Raw genomic sequence first — 15815 nt, forward strand, 5'->3', positions numbered from 1 at the left:
GCCGCCGGGAATCCGACGGCCCGGTCCCGAAGGAGACGGACATGCAGTACGGCCCCGCGGTGCGCCGCCGCCGGCTCGGCGCCGAACTGCGTACACTACGCGCCGCCGCGGGACTGACCAGCAGCCAGGCCGCCGCCGAGGTCGGCTGGCACCAGTCGAAGGTGAGCCGGATCGAGACGGGCCGCAGCGGTGTGAGGGCCGGGGACGTGCGCCTCCTGCTGGAGGCCTACGAGGTGGCGGACCGCCGTCTGTGCGAGCTGCTCGTGGCACTGGCCGGGACCGACGACCAGGGCACGGCCGGACGTCACCACTGGTGGCGGGCCTATCGTGACCTGCTGCCCGCCACCTACCGCGACTTCATCAGCCTCGAGGCCCAGGCGGGCTGGGTGCGCACGCTGGAGACCTCCGTGGTGCCCGGGCTGCTGCAGACTCCCGCGTACGCGCGCGCGGTGACCCGGGCCGCGCTCGGCAAGCTGCCCGAGCCGCAGGTCGACGCCCTGGTGGAGGTGCGCCTGGCCCGTCAGGAGGTGCTGCGCGCCCAGCCGCCGCTGCGCCTGAGCGCGATCGTGGACGAGGCGGTTTTGCGCCGTCCCGTGGGCGGGCCGCTGGTCTTCGCACAACAGCTCGCACGGTTACGGGAGGTGGCGCTGTTGCCCCAGGTGCGTCTCCAGGTGCTGCCGTTCGGTCGCGGCGAGCATGCGGGGCTCATCGGACCTTTCGTTATTTTGTCATTTCCGAGCATTGCTGATCTGGATGTGGTCGTTCTCGACCACTTGACGAGTAGCCTCTATCTGGAGGGGAAGGACGACCTCCAGGCGTACACGGAGGCCTTCAACTCCCTTCAGGAACAGGCGCTTTCACCCGAGGACTCAAAGGAATTCATCGCCGGGCTAAGCGACGGCGCGTAAGGAGGCACCATGACCGCACTGCCTCGGTACGTACCTTCAAGCACGACCCTCAAGGGCGCGCGGTGGCGGCGCAGCAGCCGCAGCAACGGAACGAACAACTGCGTCGAGACGGCCACGCTCGACTCCGGCACACCGGCCGCCCTGCTGGCCGTGCGCGACTCGAAGAACACCGCGGGGCCCGCCCTGCTCTTCTCCCCCGGCCCCTGGGAGACGTTCGTCGACAGCCTCCGGTGAGAGGGGGCCGGCCGCGCAGTGGGCCGGCTTCCGCTCACCTGGGAGCGGTGCGGCTGATCACTCGTACGGCCTCGGCGATCTGTGCGTCGGTGAGGTCCGCGCGGGCGGTCAGCCGCAGCCGGGAGACACCGTCCGGCACCGACGGCGGCCGGAAGCAGCCGACCGCCAGACCCGCCGCCCGGCAGTCGGCGGCCCAGCGCACGGCCGACTCGGGGGACGGCGCGCGCACGGAGACGACGGCGGCGTCGGGACGTACCGCCGACAGCCCTTCGGCCGTGAGGCGCGCGTGCAGCTCCGCGGCGACGTGTCGGGCCCGCGCCGCACGTTCGGGCTCCCGGCGCAGCAGCCGCAGGGCCGCGAGCGCCGCGCCCGCCGCGGCGGGCGCGAGCCCCGTGTCGAAGATGAACGTCCGCGCGGCGTTCACCAGGTGCTCGATGACCTTGGCGGGGCCGAGCACGGCGCCGCCCTGGCTGCCGAAGGACTTCGAGAGGGTGAGGGTGACCACCGTGTCGGCGGCCCCCGCGAGGCCCGCGGCGTGCGGGGCGCCCCGGCCGCCGTCGCCGAGGACACCGAGTCCGTGGGCGTCGTCGACGATGAGCCCCGCGCCCGCCTGCCGGCACACGGCGGCCAGTTCGGCCAGCGGCGCGGCGTCGCCGTCCACCGAGAACACCGAGTCCGACACCATGACGGCGGGTCCGTCGTGGGTGCCCAGGGTCTTGCGCACCGCCGCCGGATCGGCGTGCGGCACCACCTGCGTCACGCCGCGCGCGAGCCGGCAGCCGTCGATCAAGGAGGCGTGGTTGCTCGCGTCGGAGACGATGAGGGAGCCGTGCGGGGCGAGCGCGGTGACCGCCGCGAGGTTCGCCGCGTAGCCCGAGGAGAGCACGAGCGCCGCCTCGAAGCCGCAGAACGCGGCGAGTTCCCGCTCCAGCTCGGCGTGGAGCTGCGTGGATCCGGTGACGAGCCGGGAGCCGGTGGCGCCGCCGCCCCACCGCCTGGCCGCCGCCGCGGCGCCCTCGATGATCTCGGGGTGCCGGGTCAGGCCCAGATAGTCGTTGCTCGCCAGGTCGAGCAGGCCGCCGGCGTCGGCGGCGCGCGGCCGCAAGGCGCGCACGAGCCCGGCCTCGGCGCGCAGCCTGGCCTGCTCGTCGAGCCAGTCGAACGGCGAGCGCTGCGGGGGCCCGGAGTGCGGCGGGCGGGCGGGTCCGGGCGCACTCGACGGGCCCGGCACAGAGTGCCTGTTTGTAGACATTGCACAGACCCTAGCCGTCCTGCCACCTGGCCAGTATGTGGCAATACCCACACCTCAAACCGGTTCTGTTGTGTGAACTCTCCTTGGCCGGGGAGCCTGCCGTGGGTAAGGATCAGCGCCATGGATCTGCTGAACACGCTGGTGGACAAGGGGCTTCGGCGCGAACTGCCGACCCGCGAAGAGGCGCTGGCCGTGCTGGCCACCTCCGACGACGATCTCCTGGACGTAGTGGCCGCCGCCGGCAAGGTGCGCCGGCAGTGGTTCGGGCGACGGGTGAAACTCAACTATCTGGTCAACCTCAAGTCGGGGCTGTGCCCCGAGGACTGCTCGTACTGCTCGCAGCGGCTCGGGTCGAAGGCCGAGATCCTCAAGTACACCTGGCTGAAGCCGGACGAGGCCTCGCGGGCCGCGGCGGCCGGGGTCGCGGGCGGCGCCAAGCGGGTCTGCCTGGTGGCCAGCGGGCGCGGGCCCACCGACCGGGACGTGGACCGGGTGGCGCAGACCATCGCGGCCGTCAAGGAAGAGAACGAGGGCGTCGAGGTGTGCGCGTGCCTCGGCCTGCTCTCGGACGGTCAGGCCGAGCGGCTGCGGGGCGCGGGGGCGGACGCCTACAACCACAACCTCAACACGTCCGAGGCGACGTACGCGGACATCACGAAGACGCACACCTACGCCGACCGCGTGGACACCGTGCGCAAGGCGCACGCGGCGGGCCTGTCCGCCTGCTCGGGGCTGATCGCGGGCATGGGCGAGAGCGACGAGGACCTGGTGGACGTGGTCTTCTCGCTGCGCGAGCTGGACCCGGACTCGGTGCCGGTGAACTTCCTCATCCCGATGGAGGGCACCCCGCTGGCCAAGGAGTGGCACCTGACGCCGCAGCGCTGTCTGCGCATCCTCGCGATGGTCCGCTTCGTGTGCCCGGACGTGGAGGTGCGCATCGCGGGCGGCCGCGAGGTCCATCTGCGCTCGATGCAGCCGCTCGCCCTGCACCTCGCCAACTCGATCTTCCTGGGCGACTACCTCACCAGCGAGGGGCAGGCGGGCAAGACGGACCTGGACATGATCGCGGACGCCGGTTTCGAGGTCGAGGGTGCGGGCGAAGTGACGCTGCCGAAGCACCGGTCGGACGCCGTCGCGGACGCGGCGGGGTGCGGGTCCCACGAGGGCGGCGGCTGCGGTTCCCATGGGGGCGGCTGCGGTCCCTGCGGGTCCGCCGAGCCCGCGACCGGTGAGGTGGCGCAGCCGGCTCCCGAGCCGGTCGCCGAGCCGGGCGGGGTGCGCACGGATCTGGTGGCGGTACGCCGCCGGGGCGCGGGGACGGACCTGGCGCCCAATGCCTGACCTGACCACGTCGGAGCTGCTCGCCCTCGACCGGCAGCACGTCTGGCACCCCTACGGGCCGATGCCGGGCCGTCAGGAGCCCCTGGTCGTCGAGTCCGCGAGCGGCATCCGCCTGCGCCTCGCGGACGGCGGGACCGAGCTGGTCGACGGCATGTCGTCCTGGTGGTCGGCGATCCACGGCTACCACCACCCCGTGCTCAACGACGCGGTGCGCGGCCAGCTGGAGCGCATGAGCCACGTCATGTTCGGCGGGCTCACGCACGAGCCCGCCGTCCTGCTCGCCAAGCGCCTTGTCGACATGTCTCCCGAGGGCCTGGAGCACGTCTTCCTCTGCGACTCCGGCTCCGTCGCGGTCGAGGTCGCCCTGAAGATGTGCCTCCAGCACTGGCGTTCCCTCGGCCGGCCGGCGAAGCAGCGCGTGCTGACCTGGCGCGGCGGCTACCACGGGGACACCTGGCAGCCGATGGCCGTCTGCGACCCCGAGGGCGGCATGCACGAGCTCTGGCAGGGCGTCCTGCCCCGCCAGGTGTTCGCGGACGCGCCGCCGTCGGCGTACGAGGAGACGTACGCGGCGCACCTGCACGACATGATCGGGCGGCATGCCCATGAACTGGCGGCCGTGATCGTCGAGCCCGTGGTGCAGGGCGCGGGCGGGATGCGGTTCCACTCCCCGGCCTATCTGCGGGTGCTGCGCGAGGCGTGCGACGCGCACGACGTGCTGCTGGTGTTCGACGAGATCGCGACGGGCTTCGGCCGTACGGGCGCGCTGTTCGCGGCGGACCACGCGAGTGTCACGCCCGATGTGATGTGCGTGGGCAAGGCGCTGACCGGCGGCTATCTGTCGTTGGCGGCGACGCTGTGCACCCCGCGGGTGGCGGACGGCATCTCGCGGGGCGAGGTGCCGGTCCTGGCGCACGGGCCGACGTTCATGGGCAACCCGCTGGCCGCCGCGGTGGCGGGGGCCTCGATCGACCTGCTCCTCGGGCAGGACTGGCAGAGCGAGGTCAAGCGCATCGAGTCGGGCCTGCGAGAGGGCCTGGCCGAGGTCGCCGAGCACCCCTCGGTGGCGGACGTACGGGTCCTCGGGGCGATCGGTGTCGTCCAGCTGGACCACGCGGTGGACATGCGGGCGGCGACACGGGCCGCGGTGCGCGAAGGCGTGTGGCTGCGGCCGTTCCGCGACCTGATCTACACGATGCCGCCGTTCATCACCGGCGACGACGACGTGGCACGGATCGCCCGCGCGGTGTGCGCGGCGGCCAGGGAGGGCTGACATGACGGTGATCGTGGTGTCCGGGACGGGCACGGAGATCGGCAAGACGGTGACGACGGCGGCGGTGGCCGCGGTCGCGCTGGCCGCGGGGCGCCAAGTCGCCGTGCTCAAGCCCGCGCAGACCGGGGTCGGGCCCGGCGAGCCCGGCGACGCCCAAGAGGTGACACGGCTCGCGGGCGAGGGCGTCACCACGCTCGAACTCGCCCGTTTCCCCGAGCCCTTGGCGCCGAACACCGCGGCGCGGCGGGCCGGGATGGCTCCGGTGCGCCCGCACGACGTGGCGGACGCCGCGGCGAAGCTGGCCACCGAGTACGACCTGGTCCTGGTCGAGGGGGCGGGCGGGCTGCTCGTCCGCCTCGACGACGAGGGCGGCACGCTGGCCGACGCGGCGAGGCTGCTCGGCGCGCCGGTCCTGGTGGTCACGACGGCGGGCCTCGGCACGCTGAACACGACGACGCTGACGGCGGAGGCGCTGCGGGCGCGCGGTGTGGAGAGCCTGGGTGTCGTCATCGGCAGTTGGCCGACGGACCCCGACCTGGCGTCCCGCTGCAACCTCGCGGACCTCCCCGCGTCGGCGACCGTGCCGCTGCTGGGCGCGGTCCCGGAGGGCGCCGGCTCCCTGACCGGCCCCTCCTTCCGCACCTCGGCACCGAACTGGCTCGGCCCCGCGCTGGGCGGCACGTGGGACGCGGAGTCCTTCACCCGCCGTGAGGGGCCGGGGGCGGGCGCGGCGGCGAGCTGAGACGTCGGCGGCCCCGGGCCTGGTCGAGCCGGTGTCGGTCGGCCGGGGCCGGGGGCACCCTGAGGTCCGCGGGGACTCGCCGTCGCGGACGGGAATGGTGCCCTGCGCGAGGCGGGTTTCGAACTGGGCGCCTACCGCCCTGTCCTGGTGCCCGCGAAGGGGCCGCGCCTGCCCACCTCGTACTGCGTGCTCGGCACGGCGCGCCGCCCGGCGGACTCCTGACGTCCGGGGCGGGGCGGAGCGCCCGCGGGAGGGCGGGTCACAGGCTCCACTGGCGCAGCCGCTCCGCGATCGCGTGCACGCTCGCGCCCTCCTCCTTCACCAGCCGGGCGAGGTCGCGCACCTGCTCGGGCGAGGTGACGACCTTCAGGCCGCTGGAGACGAGGTAGGCGTAGGCGACGGAGGAGGCGAAGAGGGCGTTGGAGCGTTCCAACGCGGGGATGTGGAGCAGTACTTGGAGGAGTGCCGCGGCCCGGTCGTGCGGGGTCTCGTAGACGGGTGTGCCGAATATCTCCGCCTCGTACCGGCTGAGGGCGGCGACGAGGGCGCCCCAGTCGGTGACCTGGGGGTCTCCGGGCGTCTTGTGTTCGGCGATCATCAGCAGCCAGGCAAGATCGATTCTGACGTTCAACGGCTCAACGTCGACCTTCACCGAACGGCCGCGCGCTCTCCTGGAGCGTGCGCACGGGGCGGACGGGCTCGCGGAGCGGCCTGGTGCCCTCACGCTCGGCGCCGAACTCCTCCGCGAAGACGGATTCGTACTGCTTCATGAAATCGGCCGCCGCCTCGACGAACGTGTGCCCGATCTCACCGGCGTCCTGTTTCACGAGTTCCTCTATGTAGCGGTTCACGCTCATGCCTCGGGCCAGGGCGCGCTCGCGCGCGGCCCGGGCGGTGTCCTCGTCCACCCGCACGTTCAGCTGAGTCTTCGCCATGCCTTCACGCTAGCGCCGGGGTGCTAGCGCGACAAGGGCGCCGGGACCATGCTCCCTACAACCGTCTCGGACCCCGACCCCGGAGGGATACCGTGAGGCCGGTCCGTCCCACTACTCTCTGCGAAATCAAGGGAGTTGGCACGGGCACAACCCAGGAGGCGGCCTTGTCCACACCTGCTTCGGCACCGTCCACCGGCCGCTCGGGCCCCGCCGGGACCGCCGCGCGCGCCCGCTCTCTGACGAAGGCGTACGGCTCGGGCGAGACGACCGTGCTCGCTCTCGACTCGGTCGACGTGGACATCGCGCGCGAGCGTTTCACCGCCGTCATGGGCCCCTCGGGTTCGGGCAAGTCCACGCTGATGCACTGCCTGGCCGGGCTCGACAGCGTCTCGGCGGGCCAGGTCTGGCTCGGCGACACGGAGATCACCGGGCTCAAGGAGCGGGAGCTGACGCGGCTGCGGCGCGACCGCGTCGGCTTCATGTTCCAGTCGTTCAACCTCATTCCCACGCTCGACGCGCTGGAGAACATGACGCTCCCGATGGACATCGCGGGGCAGCGGCCCGACCGGCAGTGGCTGGAGCACGTGATCGACACGCTGGGTCTGCGCGACCGGCTGCGGCACCGCCCCGCGCAGCTGTCCGGGGGGCAGCAGCAGCGGGTGGCCTGCGCGCGGGCGCTGGCGTCGAAGCCCGAGCTGATCTTCGCCGACGAGCCGACGGGCAACCTCGACTCGCGGGCCGGTCTGGAGGTCCTCGGCTTCCTGCGCGAGGCGGTCGACCAGCTCGGGCAGACCGTCGTCATGGTGACGCACGACCCGGGCGCCGCGGCCCACTCCGATCTGGTGCTCTTCCTCGGCGACGGGCGGATCGTGGACGACATGGAGCGGCCGACGGCCGACGCCGTGCTCGAACGCATGAAGCGGTTCGACACCCTGCACGCGAAGGCGCCCGATCCCCTCGGCGGCCGGCGAAGTCGCGCGGCGCACGACAGAGCCGCCCGGCAGGCGCCCACCGACGGTTCGTCCGGGCCGAGTTGAGGCGGGGGACGCGATGCTGAAGGCGACGCTCAGAAGCTTCCTCGCCCACAAGGGCCGGCTCGTGCTGTCCGCGCTGGCCGTGATCCTGTCGGTCGCGTTCGTGGCGGGCAGCCTGATCTTCTCGGACACGGTGAGCCGTACCTTCGACCGGCTGTTCGCCTCCACGTCGGCGGACGTGATGGTCGCGCCGAAGGACGAACTCGAAGAGGCGCTGCCCTCCGGGCGGACGCCGACCGTCCCGGCCGGCCTGAAGGAGAAGGTCGCGAAGGTCAGCGGTGTCGCGGACGCCCACATCGACGTGTCCGTCCAGAACGTCACCGTCGTCGACCGCGACAACGAATCGGTGGGCTCGACCACCGGCGCGCCGACCGTCGCCACCAACTGGTACCCCACCGACCGCAGCCCCGTGGAGCTGACCTCGGGCCATGCCCCGCGCGGCGCCGGCCAGGCGATGCTCGACGCGGACACGGCCGACCGGAAGGGCGTCGGGATCGGCGACACCCTCACGATCCTCGCCCGCCCCGGCTCGTTCGAGGTCGAGGTCGTCGGCATCGCCACCTTCACCACCACCAACCCGGGCGCCGCCCTCGTCTTCCTGGACACCCCGACGGCCCAACGCCGGCTCCTCGGCACGGCGGACACGGCGACGAGCGTCTCGGTGACCGCCGCCGAGGGCGTCGACGACGACGTCCTCAAGCGCAGGATCGCCGCCGAGATCGGCTCGGGCTATGAGCTGGAGACCGCCGACGAGCACGCCGACTCCGCCGCCGCCTCGCTCGGCGGCTTCCTGGACGTCGTCAAGTACGTGATGCTCGGCTTCGCCGGGGTCGCGGTGCTCGTGGGCGTCTTCCTCATCGTCAACACCTTCTCGATGCTGATCGCGCAGCGCACCCGGGAGCTGGGCCTGCTGCGCGCGCTGGGCGCCGACCGCAGGCAGGTGCGGCGTTCCGTGCTCATCGAGGCGCTGCTGCTCGGACTGCTCGGCTCGACACTGGGGCTGGCCGCCGGCATCGGCCTGGCCCTCGGCCTCATCGAGCTGATGGGCCTGCTCGGGATGAACCTCAAGTCGACGGAGATGGTCGTCACCTGGGCGACCCCTGTGGCCTCGTACGTCGTCGGGGTCGGCGTCACCTTCGTCGCGGCGTACCTCCCGGCGCGCCGGGCCGCCCACGTCTCGCCGATGGCGGCGCTCGCGGACGCCGAGATCGCCGGGGTGGGGCGGCCGCTGAAGGTGCGGGCGGTGGCCGGTTGCGTGGTCGGGGTGGCCGGGGCCGCCGCGCTGGCCGGCTGCGCGGCCGCCGACGGGACGTCCTCGGCGGCGTCCTTCCTCGGGCTCGGCATCGTCTTGACCCTGGTCGCGACCGTCGTCGCGGGCCCTCTCCTTGTGCGCCCGGTGATCCGGGTGCTGGGCGGCGCCTTCCCCGCCGTGTTCGGTTCGGTCGGCCGGATGAGCCAGCGCAACGCGCTGCGCAATCCGCGGCGAACGGGGGCCACGGCGGCCGCCCTGATGGTGGGGCTGGCGCTGGTCGGCGGCCTCTCGGTGGCGAGCGCGTCGATGACCGCGTCGTTCGACCGGCGGATCGACGAGACGCTCGGCGCGGACTTCGTGGTGCAGAACAGCAACTTCATGCCGTTCTCGCCGGAGGTCACGGGGAAGATCGAGGACACCGACGGCGCGGGCCTCGTCGTACGCCAGCGCTTCAGCCCCCTGGAACTGGCGCTGCCCGACGGCAGGCACGTCGAGTCGACCGCGGCGGGCTACGACCCACGGCTCGACGACATCGCCCACGTCACCTACACGACGGGGAACTCGCGGGCCGCGCTGGCGCCCGGACACCTCGGCATGGACAGGGAATTCGCGCACAAACACCGGGTGCGCGTCGGTGACGTGCTGACGGCGACGTTCCCCGGCAGGCGCGAGGCGAAGCTGACCGTGGGGGCGTTCACCGACCAGGGCTCGCCCGAGGGGTTCGGCGTGGAGGGAGGACTGTTCCTCGGGCTCGGCACGCTCGAGAAGTACGTGCCCGACGGGCAGGACTCCGCGGTGTACGTCAACACGGCCGCCGGCACGGACGCCGGCACCCTGCGCGCACGCCTGGAGAAGACCCTCGACCCGTATCCGCAGGTCCAGGTGCGTGACCAGGCCGACTACAAGGAGCTGGTCCGCCAGCAGATCGCCGTCATGCTCTACCTCGTCTACGCGCTGCTGGGCCTCGCGATCGTCATCGCGGTGCTGGGCGTGGTCAACACCCTCGCGCTGTCGGTCGTGGAGCGCACCCGCGAGATCGGGCTGCTGCGTGCCATCGGGCTCGGGCGGCGCCAGCTGCGTCGGATGATCCGCCTGGAGTCGGTGGTGATCGCGGTGTTCGGCGCCCTGCTCGGTCTCGCGCTGGGCCTCGTCTGGGGCGTCGCCGCGCAGCAGGTGCTCGCCCTCCAGGGCATGGCGGAACTCGCCTTCCCGTGGACGACGATCGTCGCGGTGGTGGTCGGCTCCGTGGTCGTGGGCCTGGTGGCGGCGCTGCTGCCCGCGCTGCGGGCCTCCCGCATGAACGTGCTGGCGGCCATCGCGCACGAGTGAGGGGCGAGGGGGCGGGCGCGGGTCTGTTTCGCGTGAGTTCCGGGGTCGAGGGGGTACCAGGACGCCACCGAGCACGCCTCGGTCCGCATCCTGGAAAGCCGTGCCCGCCGTCCCGGGGCCGATGATGAGATGGAGCCATGAACGATCTGCGCATACGGGCTGCCGCGCCCGAGGACCTGGACGCGGTGCTCGCCTTCTGGAAGGTGGCCGCCGAGGGCACGAGCATCAGTGACGACAGCACCGGAGTGGAGCGCCTCGTGGCCCGTGACCCCGAGGCACTGATCCTCGCCGAACGCGGCGGGGAGCTCGCCGGCACGGTCATCGCGGGCTTCGACGGCTGGCGCTGCCACCTCTACCGCCTCGCCGTGCACCCGGAGCACCGCCGCCAAGGCGTGGGCTCGGCGCTGCTGGCCGCCGCCGAGGAGCGGTTCGTGCGCCTCGGCGGGCGGCGCGGCGACGCGATGGTCCTGGACGGCAACGCACTCGCCCACCACACCTGGCGCGCGGCCGGCTACGCCCCCGAGCCGCAGTGGAGCCGCTGGGTGAAGCCCCTCACGGACTGAGCACCGCCATGCGGCACCCCAGGCGCCTCACCCGGCCTTTGCAAGCGCCTTTGCTGATCCTTTACCATGGGCGCATCACTCGTATTCCACTGAAAGGTGTGAGCGTCCGCCCATGGGCGAGCCTCCCAGTACCCGACATCGCGCATTCCTCCCGCCCCTGCCCGATCATGGGACGGAGGTGACCCGATGACCGAAGTGCTCCTGCTCCTCGTGGCGGTGCTGCTCTGTGTGGCATGCGGTGTCTTCGTCGCGGCGGAGTTCTCCCTCACCACGGTCGAGCGCAGCGAACTCGAACGGGCCGCCGAGCGTGGCGAGCGCGGCGCCGCCGGCGCGCTCAAGGCCGTCAAGAACCTGACGTTCCAGCTCTCCGGCGCCCAGCTCGGCATCACCGTCACCAATCTCGTGGTCGGCATGCTCTCCGAGCCCTCGATCGCCAAGCTGATCGCGGGTCCGCTGCGCGACCTCGGTCTGCCCGCCTCGGCGGCGTCCTCGGTGGCCCTCGTCATCGGCACGGCGCTGTCGACGGTCTTCTTGATGGTCATCGGCGAGCTGGTCCCCAAGAACTGGGCGATCTCCTCGCCGCTCGCCGTCGCCAAGCGCGTGGCGACGCCGCAGCGGCTGTTCAGCGCCGCCTTCCGGCCGTTCATCGCGCATCTGAACAACACGGCTAACCGTTCCGTGCGCCGCTTCGGCATCGAGCCCGCCGAGGAGCTGGCCTCCGCGCGCGGCCCCAAGGAGCTGGTGGCCCTGGCCCGGCACTCGGCGCGGGAGGGCGCGCTGGAGGCGGACACCGCCGAGCTGTTCGTGCGCACACTGAACCTCGCCGACCTCAGCGCGGAGAACGTGATGACGCCGCGCGTGCAGGTCATGGCCCTCGACGTCCACGCCACCTGCGAGGACGTCGCGAACGCCACCCGGGCGACCGGCCTGTCCCGCTTCCCCGTCTACCGCGGCAACCTCGACTCGGTCGTGGGCGTCGCGCACATCAAGGACGTGCTCGCCGTGCCCGCCGAACGCAGGCCGCGGGTATCGGTCGCCGAACTGATGCGCGAGCCCCTGCTGGTGCCGGAGTCGCTGACCGTGGACCGGCTCCTCGACCGGCTCTCGGGCAAGCGGACGATGGCCGTGGTCATCGACGAGTACGGCGGCACCGCCGGCGTCGCCACCCTGGAGGACATCGTCGAGGAGGTCGTCGGCGAGGTGCGGGACGAGCACGATCCGCACGAGACGCCCGACATCGCCACCGCGGGGGCCGACGAGGACGGCAGGACGCTCTACTCCGCGGACGGCGCCGCCCGCACCGACCAGCTCGCGCGCGTCGGCCTGCGGGCGCCCGACGGGCCCTACGAGACGCTCGCCGGACTCGTCGCGACGGAGTTGGGCCGCATCCCGGCCGTCGGCGACAGCGTGGAGGTCGGCGGCTGGCGGCTCGACGTCACGGACGCCGCCGGACACCGCGCCGCCCGCGTGCTGCTGCACGCCCCGCTGACCGAGGACGAGGCGGAGGACGCCCGATGACCGTCATCCAACTGCTGATCGGCTTCGCGACACTCGTCGTCAACGCCTTCTTCGTGGGCGCCGAGTTCGCCCTGATCTCCGTACGCCGCAGCCAGATCGAACCGCACGCCGAGGAGGGCGACCGGCGCGCCAAGAGCGTGATGTGGGGCCTTCAGCACGTCTCGGCGCTGCTGGCCGCGGCCCAGCTGGGCATCACGCTGTGCACGCTCGTCCTCGGCGTCGTCGCCGAGCCGGCGATCGCACACCTCCTGGAGCCCGTGTTCAACGCGGTCGGCGTGCCGCACGGCCTGGTGCACCCCATCTCGTTCGTCATCGCGCTGGCGCTGGCGACGTACCTGCACATGCTGCTCGGCGAGATGATCCCGAAGAACATCGCGCTCGCCGAGCCGGTGCGCACCGCGCTGCTGCTCGGTCCGCCGCTCGTGGCGCTCGCCCGGGCGCTGCGCCCGGTGATCTTCGCGATCAACGCGTTCGCCAACGGTCTGCTGAAGCTGTTGCGGGTCGAGGCGAAGGACGAGGTCTCGGCGAGCTTCTCGGACGACGACCTGGCCCGCATGGTCAAGGACTCCGGGGACGCGGGCCTGATCGACGGCCGCGCGCAGGAGCGCCTGCACGACGCGCTGGAGCTGGGCCGCCGCCCGGTCAAGGACGTGGTCCTGCCGCTGGAGGACGTCGTCTACGCGCGCGTGGGCGTCACTCCGGAGAAGCTGGAGAGCCTGTCGGCCGAGTCCGGCTTCTCCCGCTTCCCGGTCGTCGACGAGGGCCGGCGCATCGTCGGCTATCTGCACGTCAAGGACGCCCTGGACCGGGCGCCGCGGGATCTGCCGTTCCGGGTGCCCGACATGCGGAAGATCGCCCAGGTCCGCGAGACCACGCCGCTCGACGACGTGCTGACCGCGATGCGGGGCAGCCGTACGCATGTCGCCGCGGTGCTCGGCTCGGACGGCAGGCTCGCCGGGATGGTCACCATGGAGGACGTCCTGCGGGAGCTGTTCGGCCAGCCCGTCTGATCCGCTCCCGCCTCCGGGGCCCCGGCCCGCGGAGGCGGGATACGATCTCTCTCGCCATGCAGATGAATGCCAACTACACCAGTCTTGTCGCGGTCGGCGACTCCTTCACCGAGGGCATGTCGGACCTGCAGCCCGACGGCACCTACCGCGGCTGGGCCGATCTCCTCGCCGGCCGGATGGCGGCGCACAGCCCCGGCTTCCGGTACGCGAACCTCGCGGTGCGCGGCAAGCTGATCGGCCAGATCGTCGCCGAGCAGGTGGACGTGGCGGCCGCGATGCGGGCCGACGTGGTGACCCTGGTGGGCGGGCTCAACGACACGCTGCGCCCCAAGTGCGACATGCACCGCGTGCGCGACCTCCTGGAGGAGGCCGTCGAACGCCTCGCCCCGTCGTGCAAGCAGCTCGTCCTGATGCGCAGCCCCGGCCGGAACGGCCCCGTGCTGGAGCGGTTCCGTCCGCGCATGGAGGAGCTGTTCGCCCACATCGACGACCTGGCCTCCCGCCACGACGCGCTGGTCGTCGATCTCTACGGCGCCGCGGCACTCGGCGACCAGCGCATGTGGGACGTGGACCGGCTGCACCTGACGGCCGAGGGGCACCGCAGGGTCGCCGAAGCCGTGTGGCAGGCCCTCGGCCACCCGCCCGAGGAGGACTGGCGTACGCCGCTGGCGGCCGCCGTGCCGCTCACCTGGGCCAGGCGCCGCATCGCCGACGCGCGGTTCGCCAAGCAGCACCTCGTGCCGTGGATCGGCCGCCGCCTCACCGGCCGCTCCTCCGGCGACGGCCGCCCGCCCAAGCGTCCCGAGCTGCTCCCCTACGACGGCCCGCTCTTCTAGCGCATCCCGTCGCGTCCCGGCCCTGCCCCGTCGGCTCTCGTAGCTTCCGACGAACGGGGGCGTGGCGCTGGCCTGCATGAACGCCCAGTAGAATCCGTACACGTGACTGCCGCGCCTGCAAAGCCCCGTATCCCGAACGTCCTCGCGGGACGTTATGCCTCCGCCGAGCTCGCCATCCTCTGGTCGCCCGAGCAGAAGGTGAGGCTGGAGCGTCAGCTCTGGCTCGCCGTGCTGCGGGCGCAGAAGGACCTCGGGATCGACGTCCCGGACGCCGCCATCGCCGACTACGAGCGCGTCCTGGACCAGGTCGACCTGGCCTCCATCGCCGAGCGCGAGAAGGTCACGCGCCACGACGTGAAGGCCCGCATCGAGGAGTTCAACGCCCTCGCCGGGCACGAGCACGTGCACAAGGGCATGACCTCGCGCGACCTCACCGAGAACGTCGAGCAGCTCCAGATCCGGCTCTCCCTGGAGCTGATCCGCTCGCGCACCGTCGCGGTCCTCGCGCGGCTCGGCAAGCTCGCCGGCGAGTACGCCGAGCTGGTCATGGCCGGCCGCTCCCACAACGTCGCCGCGCAGGCGACCACGCTGGGCAAGCGCTTCGCGACCGGCGCCGACGAGCTGCTCGTCGCCTACCGCCGCCTCGACGACCTGCTCGGCCGCTACCCGCTGCGCGGCATCAAGGGCCCGGTCGGCACCGCCCAGGACATGCTGGACCTGCTCGGCGGCGACGCGGGCAAGCTGACCGAGCTGGAGGACCGCATCGCCGGGCACCTCGGCTTCGAGCGCGCGTTCACCTCGGTGGGCCAGGTCTACCCGCGGTCCCTGGACTACGAGGTCGTCACCGCCCTGGTGCAGGTCGCCTCGGCGCCGTCCTCGCTCGCCAAGACGATCCGGCTGATGGCCGGGCACGAGCTGGTCACCGAGGGCTTCAAGCCGGGCCAGGTCGGCTCGTCCGCGATGCCGCACAAGATGAACACCCGCTCCTGCGAGCGCGTCAACGGCCTCACCGTCATCCTGCGCGGCTACGCCTCGATGACCGGCGAGCTGGCGGGCGACCAGTGGAACGAGGGCGACGTCTCCTGTTCCGTCGTGCGCCGGGTCGCGCTGCCCGACGCGTTCTTCGCGCTCGACGGCCTCCTGGAGACCTTCCTGACCGTGCTCGACGAGTTCGGTGCCTTCCCGGCGGTCGTCGCGCGTGAGCTGGACCGCTACCTCCCCTTCCTCGCCACCACCAAGGTCCTGATGGCCTCGGTGCGCGCCGGCGTCGGCCGCGAGGAGGCCCACGAGGCCATCAAGGAGAACGCGGTCGCCGCCGCGCTCGCCATGCGCGAGCAGGGCGCCGAGCGCAACGAACTGCTCGACAAGCTCGCCGCGGACTCCCGCATCCCGCTGGACCGCGCGCGGCTCGACGAGCTGATGGCCGACAAGCTGTCCTTCACGGGGGCGGCGAGCGACCAGGTCGCCGCGGTCCTCGCGCAGATCGAAGCGCTGCTCAAGGAGCACCCGGAGGCGGCGGCGTACACGCCGGGCGCGATTCTCTGAGGCTCGTACCGTCGCGGGCGGCCCCGGGGTGCGCTGCCCCGGG

The 15815-nt window shown here is 72.6% G+C and carries 15 protein-coding genes and 1 pseudogene; 13 read left to right on the plus strand and 3 right to left on the minus strand.

Annotated elements, in window-relative coordinates:
* Nucleotides 1-41: 41 nt before the first annotated feature.
* Nucleotides 42-908, plus strand: a complete 867-nt coding sequence (locus ABZ385_RS06205) for a helix-turn-helix transcriptional regulator (protein WP_358698849.1) — start codon at nucleotides 42-44, stop codon at nucleotides 906-908.
* Nucleotides 909-917: 9 nt separating this feature from the next.
* The gene (locus tag ABZ385_RS06210) at nucleotides 918-1142 is read left to right on the plus strand and encodes a DUF397 domain-containing protein (protein WP_358589419.1); all 225 of its coding nucleotides are present in this window, start codon (nucleotides 918-920) and stop codon (nucleotides 1140-1142) included.
* A gap of 34 nt (nucleotides 1143-1176) precedes the next feature.
* Here the strand turns inward: ABZ385_RS06210 and ABZ385_RS06215 are convergent, their stop codons facing one another.
* The gene (locus ABZ385_RS06215; protein WP_358909948.1) at nucleotides 1177-2394 is read right to left on the minus strand and encodes an 8-amino-7-oxononanoate synthase; all 1218 of its coding nucleotides are present in this window, start codon (nucleotides 2392-2394) and stop codon (nucleotides 1177-1179) included.
* A gap of 120 nt (nucleotides 2395-2514) precedes the next feature.
* Between ABZ385_RS06215 and bioB the strand changes: the two genes are divergently transcribed.
* The 4 genes and pseudogenes from bioB to ABZ385_RS06235 form a co-directional block, all read left to right on the plus strand.
* Nucleotides 2515-3735: a biotin synthase BioB gene (bioB, locus tag ABZ385_RS06220; protein ID WP_358909950.1), complete on the plus strand. Its 1221-nt coding sequence runs from the start codon at nucleotides 2515-2517 to the stop codon at nucleotides 3733-3735.
* Nucleotides 3728-5008, plus strand: coding sequence for an adenosylmethionine--8-amino-7-oxononanoate transaminase (locus tag ABZ385_RS06225; RefSeq protein WP_358701116.1), 1281 nt, complete (start codon nucleotides 3728-3730; stop codon nucleotides 5006-5008). Before bioB ends, ABZ385_RS06225 begins: the two co-directional genes overlap by 8 nt.
* A 1-nt stretch (nucleotide 5009) precedes the next feature.
* Nucleotides 5010-5750: a dethiobiotin synthase gene (bioD, locus tag ABZ385_RS06230; protein ID WP_358909952.1), complete on the plus strand. Its 741-nt coding sequence runs from the start codon at nucleotides 5010-5012 to the stop codon at nucleotides 5748-5750.
* A 99-nt stretch (nucleotides 5751-5849) separates the two neighbouring features.
* Nucleotides 5850-5972, plus strand: a pseudogene (locus tag ABZ385_RS06235) (SAM-dependent methyltransferase); the annotation flags it as partial.
* Between the two features lie 37 nt (nucleotides 5973-6009).
* Here the strand turns inward: ABZ385_RS06235 and ABZ385_RS06240 are convergent.
* Nucleotides 6010-6381: a fic family toxin-antitoxin system, toxin component gene (locus ABZ385_RS06240; RefSeq protein ID WP_358584676.1), complete on the minus strand. Its 372-nt coding sequence runs from the start codon at nucleotides 6379-6381 to the stop codon at nucleotides 6010-6012.
* Between the two features lie 4 nt (nucleotides 6382-6385).
* Nucleotides 6386-6685 (minus strand): antitoxin, encoded by a 300-nt coding sequence (locus ABZ385_RS06245; protein ID WP_358584674.1) that lies wholly within the window; start codon nucleotides 6683-6685, stop codon nucleotides 6386-6388.
* A gap of 164 nt (nucleotides 6686-6849) precedes the next feature.
* Here ABZ385_RS06245 and ABZ385_RS06250 point away from each other — a divergent pair, with 164 nt between their 5' ends.
* The 7 genes from ABZ385_RS06250 to purB all read left to right on the plus strand — a co-directional run bounded on the left by ABZ385_RS06250 (nucleotide 6850) and on the right by purB (nucleotide 15772).
* Nucleotides 6850-7722, plus strand: coding sequence for an ABC transporter ATP-binding protein (locus ABZ385_RS06250; RefSeq protein ID WP_358909954.1), 873 nt, complete (start codon nucleotides 6850-6852; stop codon nucleotides 7720-7722).
* A gap of 13 nt (nucleotides 7723-7735) precedes the next feature.
* On the plus strand, nucleotides 7736-10300 hold the full coding sequence (locus ABZ385_RS06255) for an ABC transporter permease (RefSeq protein ID WP_358909956.1): 2565 nt from the start codon (nucleotides 7736-7738) through the stop codon (nucleotides 10298-10300).
* A gap of 137 nt (nucleotides 10301-10437) precedes the next feature.
* A complete protein-coding gene (locus ABZ385_RS06260; protein WP_358584668.1) occupies nucleotides 10438-10863 on the plus strand; it encodes a GNAT family N-acetyltransferase in 426 nt (141 codons plus the stop codon).
* Nucleotides 10864-11049: 186 nt separating this feature from the next.
* Nucleotides 11050-12381 carry a hemolysin family protein gene (locus ABZ385_RS06265; protein WP_358584666.1) on the plus strand — a complete coding sequence of 444 codons (1332 nt, stop codon included), beginning with the start codon at nucleotides 11050-11052 and terminating at the stop codon, nucleotides 12379-12381.
* Nucleotides 12378-13391: a hemolysin family protein gene (locus ABZ385_RS06270; RefSeq protein WP_358584664.1), complete on the plus strand. Its 1014-nt coding sequence runs from the start codon at nucleotides 12378-12380 to the stop codon at nucleotides 13389-13391. Before ABZ385_RS06265 ends, ABZ385_RS06270 begins: the two co-directional genes overlap by 4 nt.
* A 56-nt stretch (nucleotides 13392-13447) precedes the next feature.
* Nucleotides 13448-14227, plus strand: coding sequence for an SGNH/GDSL hydrolase family protein (locus tag ABZ385_RS06275; protein ID WP_358909958.1), 780 nt, complete (start codon nucleotides 13448-13450; stop codon nucleotides 14225-14227).
* A 102-nt stretch (nucleotides 14228-14329) separates the two neighbouring features.
* On the plus strand, nucleotides 14330-15772 hold the full coding sequence (gene purB / locus ABZ385_RS06280; RefSeq protein ID WP_358584660.1) for an adenylosuccinate lyase: 1443 nt from the start codon (nucleotides 14330-14332) through the stop codon (nucleotides 15770-15772).
* Nucleotides 15773-15815: the final 43 nt, after the last annotated feature.

The sequence above is a fragment of the Streptomyces sp. NPDC005898 genome (assembly GCF_040629635.1).
Lineage (GTDB): Bacteria > Actinomycetota > Actinomycetes > Streptomycetales > Streptomycetaceae > Streptomyces.

Coding starts and splice junctions, on each gene's coding strand:
- ABZ385_RS06265 (WP_358584666.1), top strand. CDS start 11,050: ATGACCGAAGTGCTCCTGCTCCTCGTGGCGGTGCTGCTCTGTGTGGCA.
- bioD (WP_358909952.1), top strand. CDS start 5,010: ATGACGGTGATCGTGGTGTCCGGGACGGGCACGGAGATCGGCAAGACG.
- ABZ385_RS06205 (WP_358698849.1), top strand. CDS start 42: ATGCAGTACGGCCCCGCGGTGCGCCGCCGCCGGCTCGGCGCCGAACTG.
- ABZ385_RS06225 (WP_358701116.1), top strand. CDS start 3,728: ATGCCTGACCTGACCACGTCGGAGCTGCTCGCCCTCGACCGGCAGCAC.
- ABZ385_RS06255 (WP_358909956.1), top strand. CDS start 7,736: ATGCTGAAGGCGACGCTCAGAAGCTTCCTCGCCCACAAGGGCCGGCTC.
- ABZ385_RS06245 (WP_358584674.1), bottom strand. CDS start 6,685: ATGGCGAAGACTCAGCTGAACGTGCGGGTGGACGAGGACACCGCCCGG.
- ABZ385_RS06260 (WP_358584668.1), top strand. CDS start 10,438: ATGAACGATCTGCGCATACGGGCTGCCGCGCCCGAGGACCTGGACGCG.
- ABZ385_RS06275 (WP_358909958.1), top strand. CDS start 13,448: ATGCAGATGAATGCCAACTACACCAGTCTTGTCGCGGTCGGCGACTCC.
- ABZ385_RS06210 (WP_358589419.1), top strand. CDS start 918: ATGACCGCACTGCCTCGGTACGTACCTTCAAGCACGACCCTCAAGGGC.
- bioB (WP_358909950.1), top strand. CDS start 2,515: ATGGATCTGCTGAACACGCTGGTGGACAAGGGGCTTCGGCGCGAACTG.
- ABZ385_RS06270 (WP_358584664.1), top strand. CDS start 12,378: ATGACCGTCATCCAACTGCTGATCGGCTTCGCGACACTCGTCGTCAAC.
- ABZ385_RS06215 (WP_358909948.1), bottom strand. CDS start 2,394: ATGTCTACAAACAGGCACTCTGTGCCGGGCCCGTCGAGTGCGCCCGGA.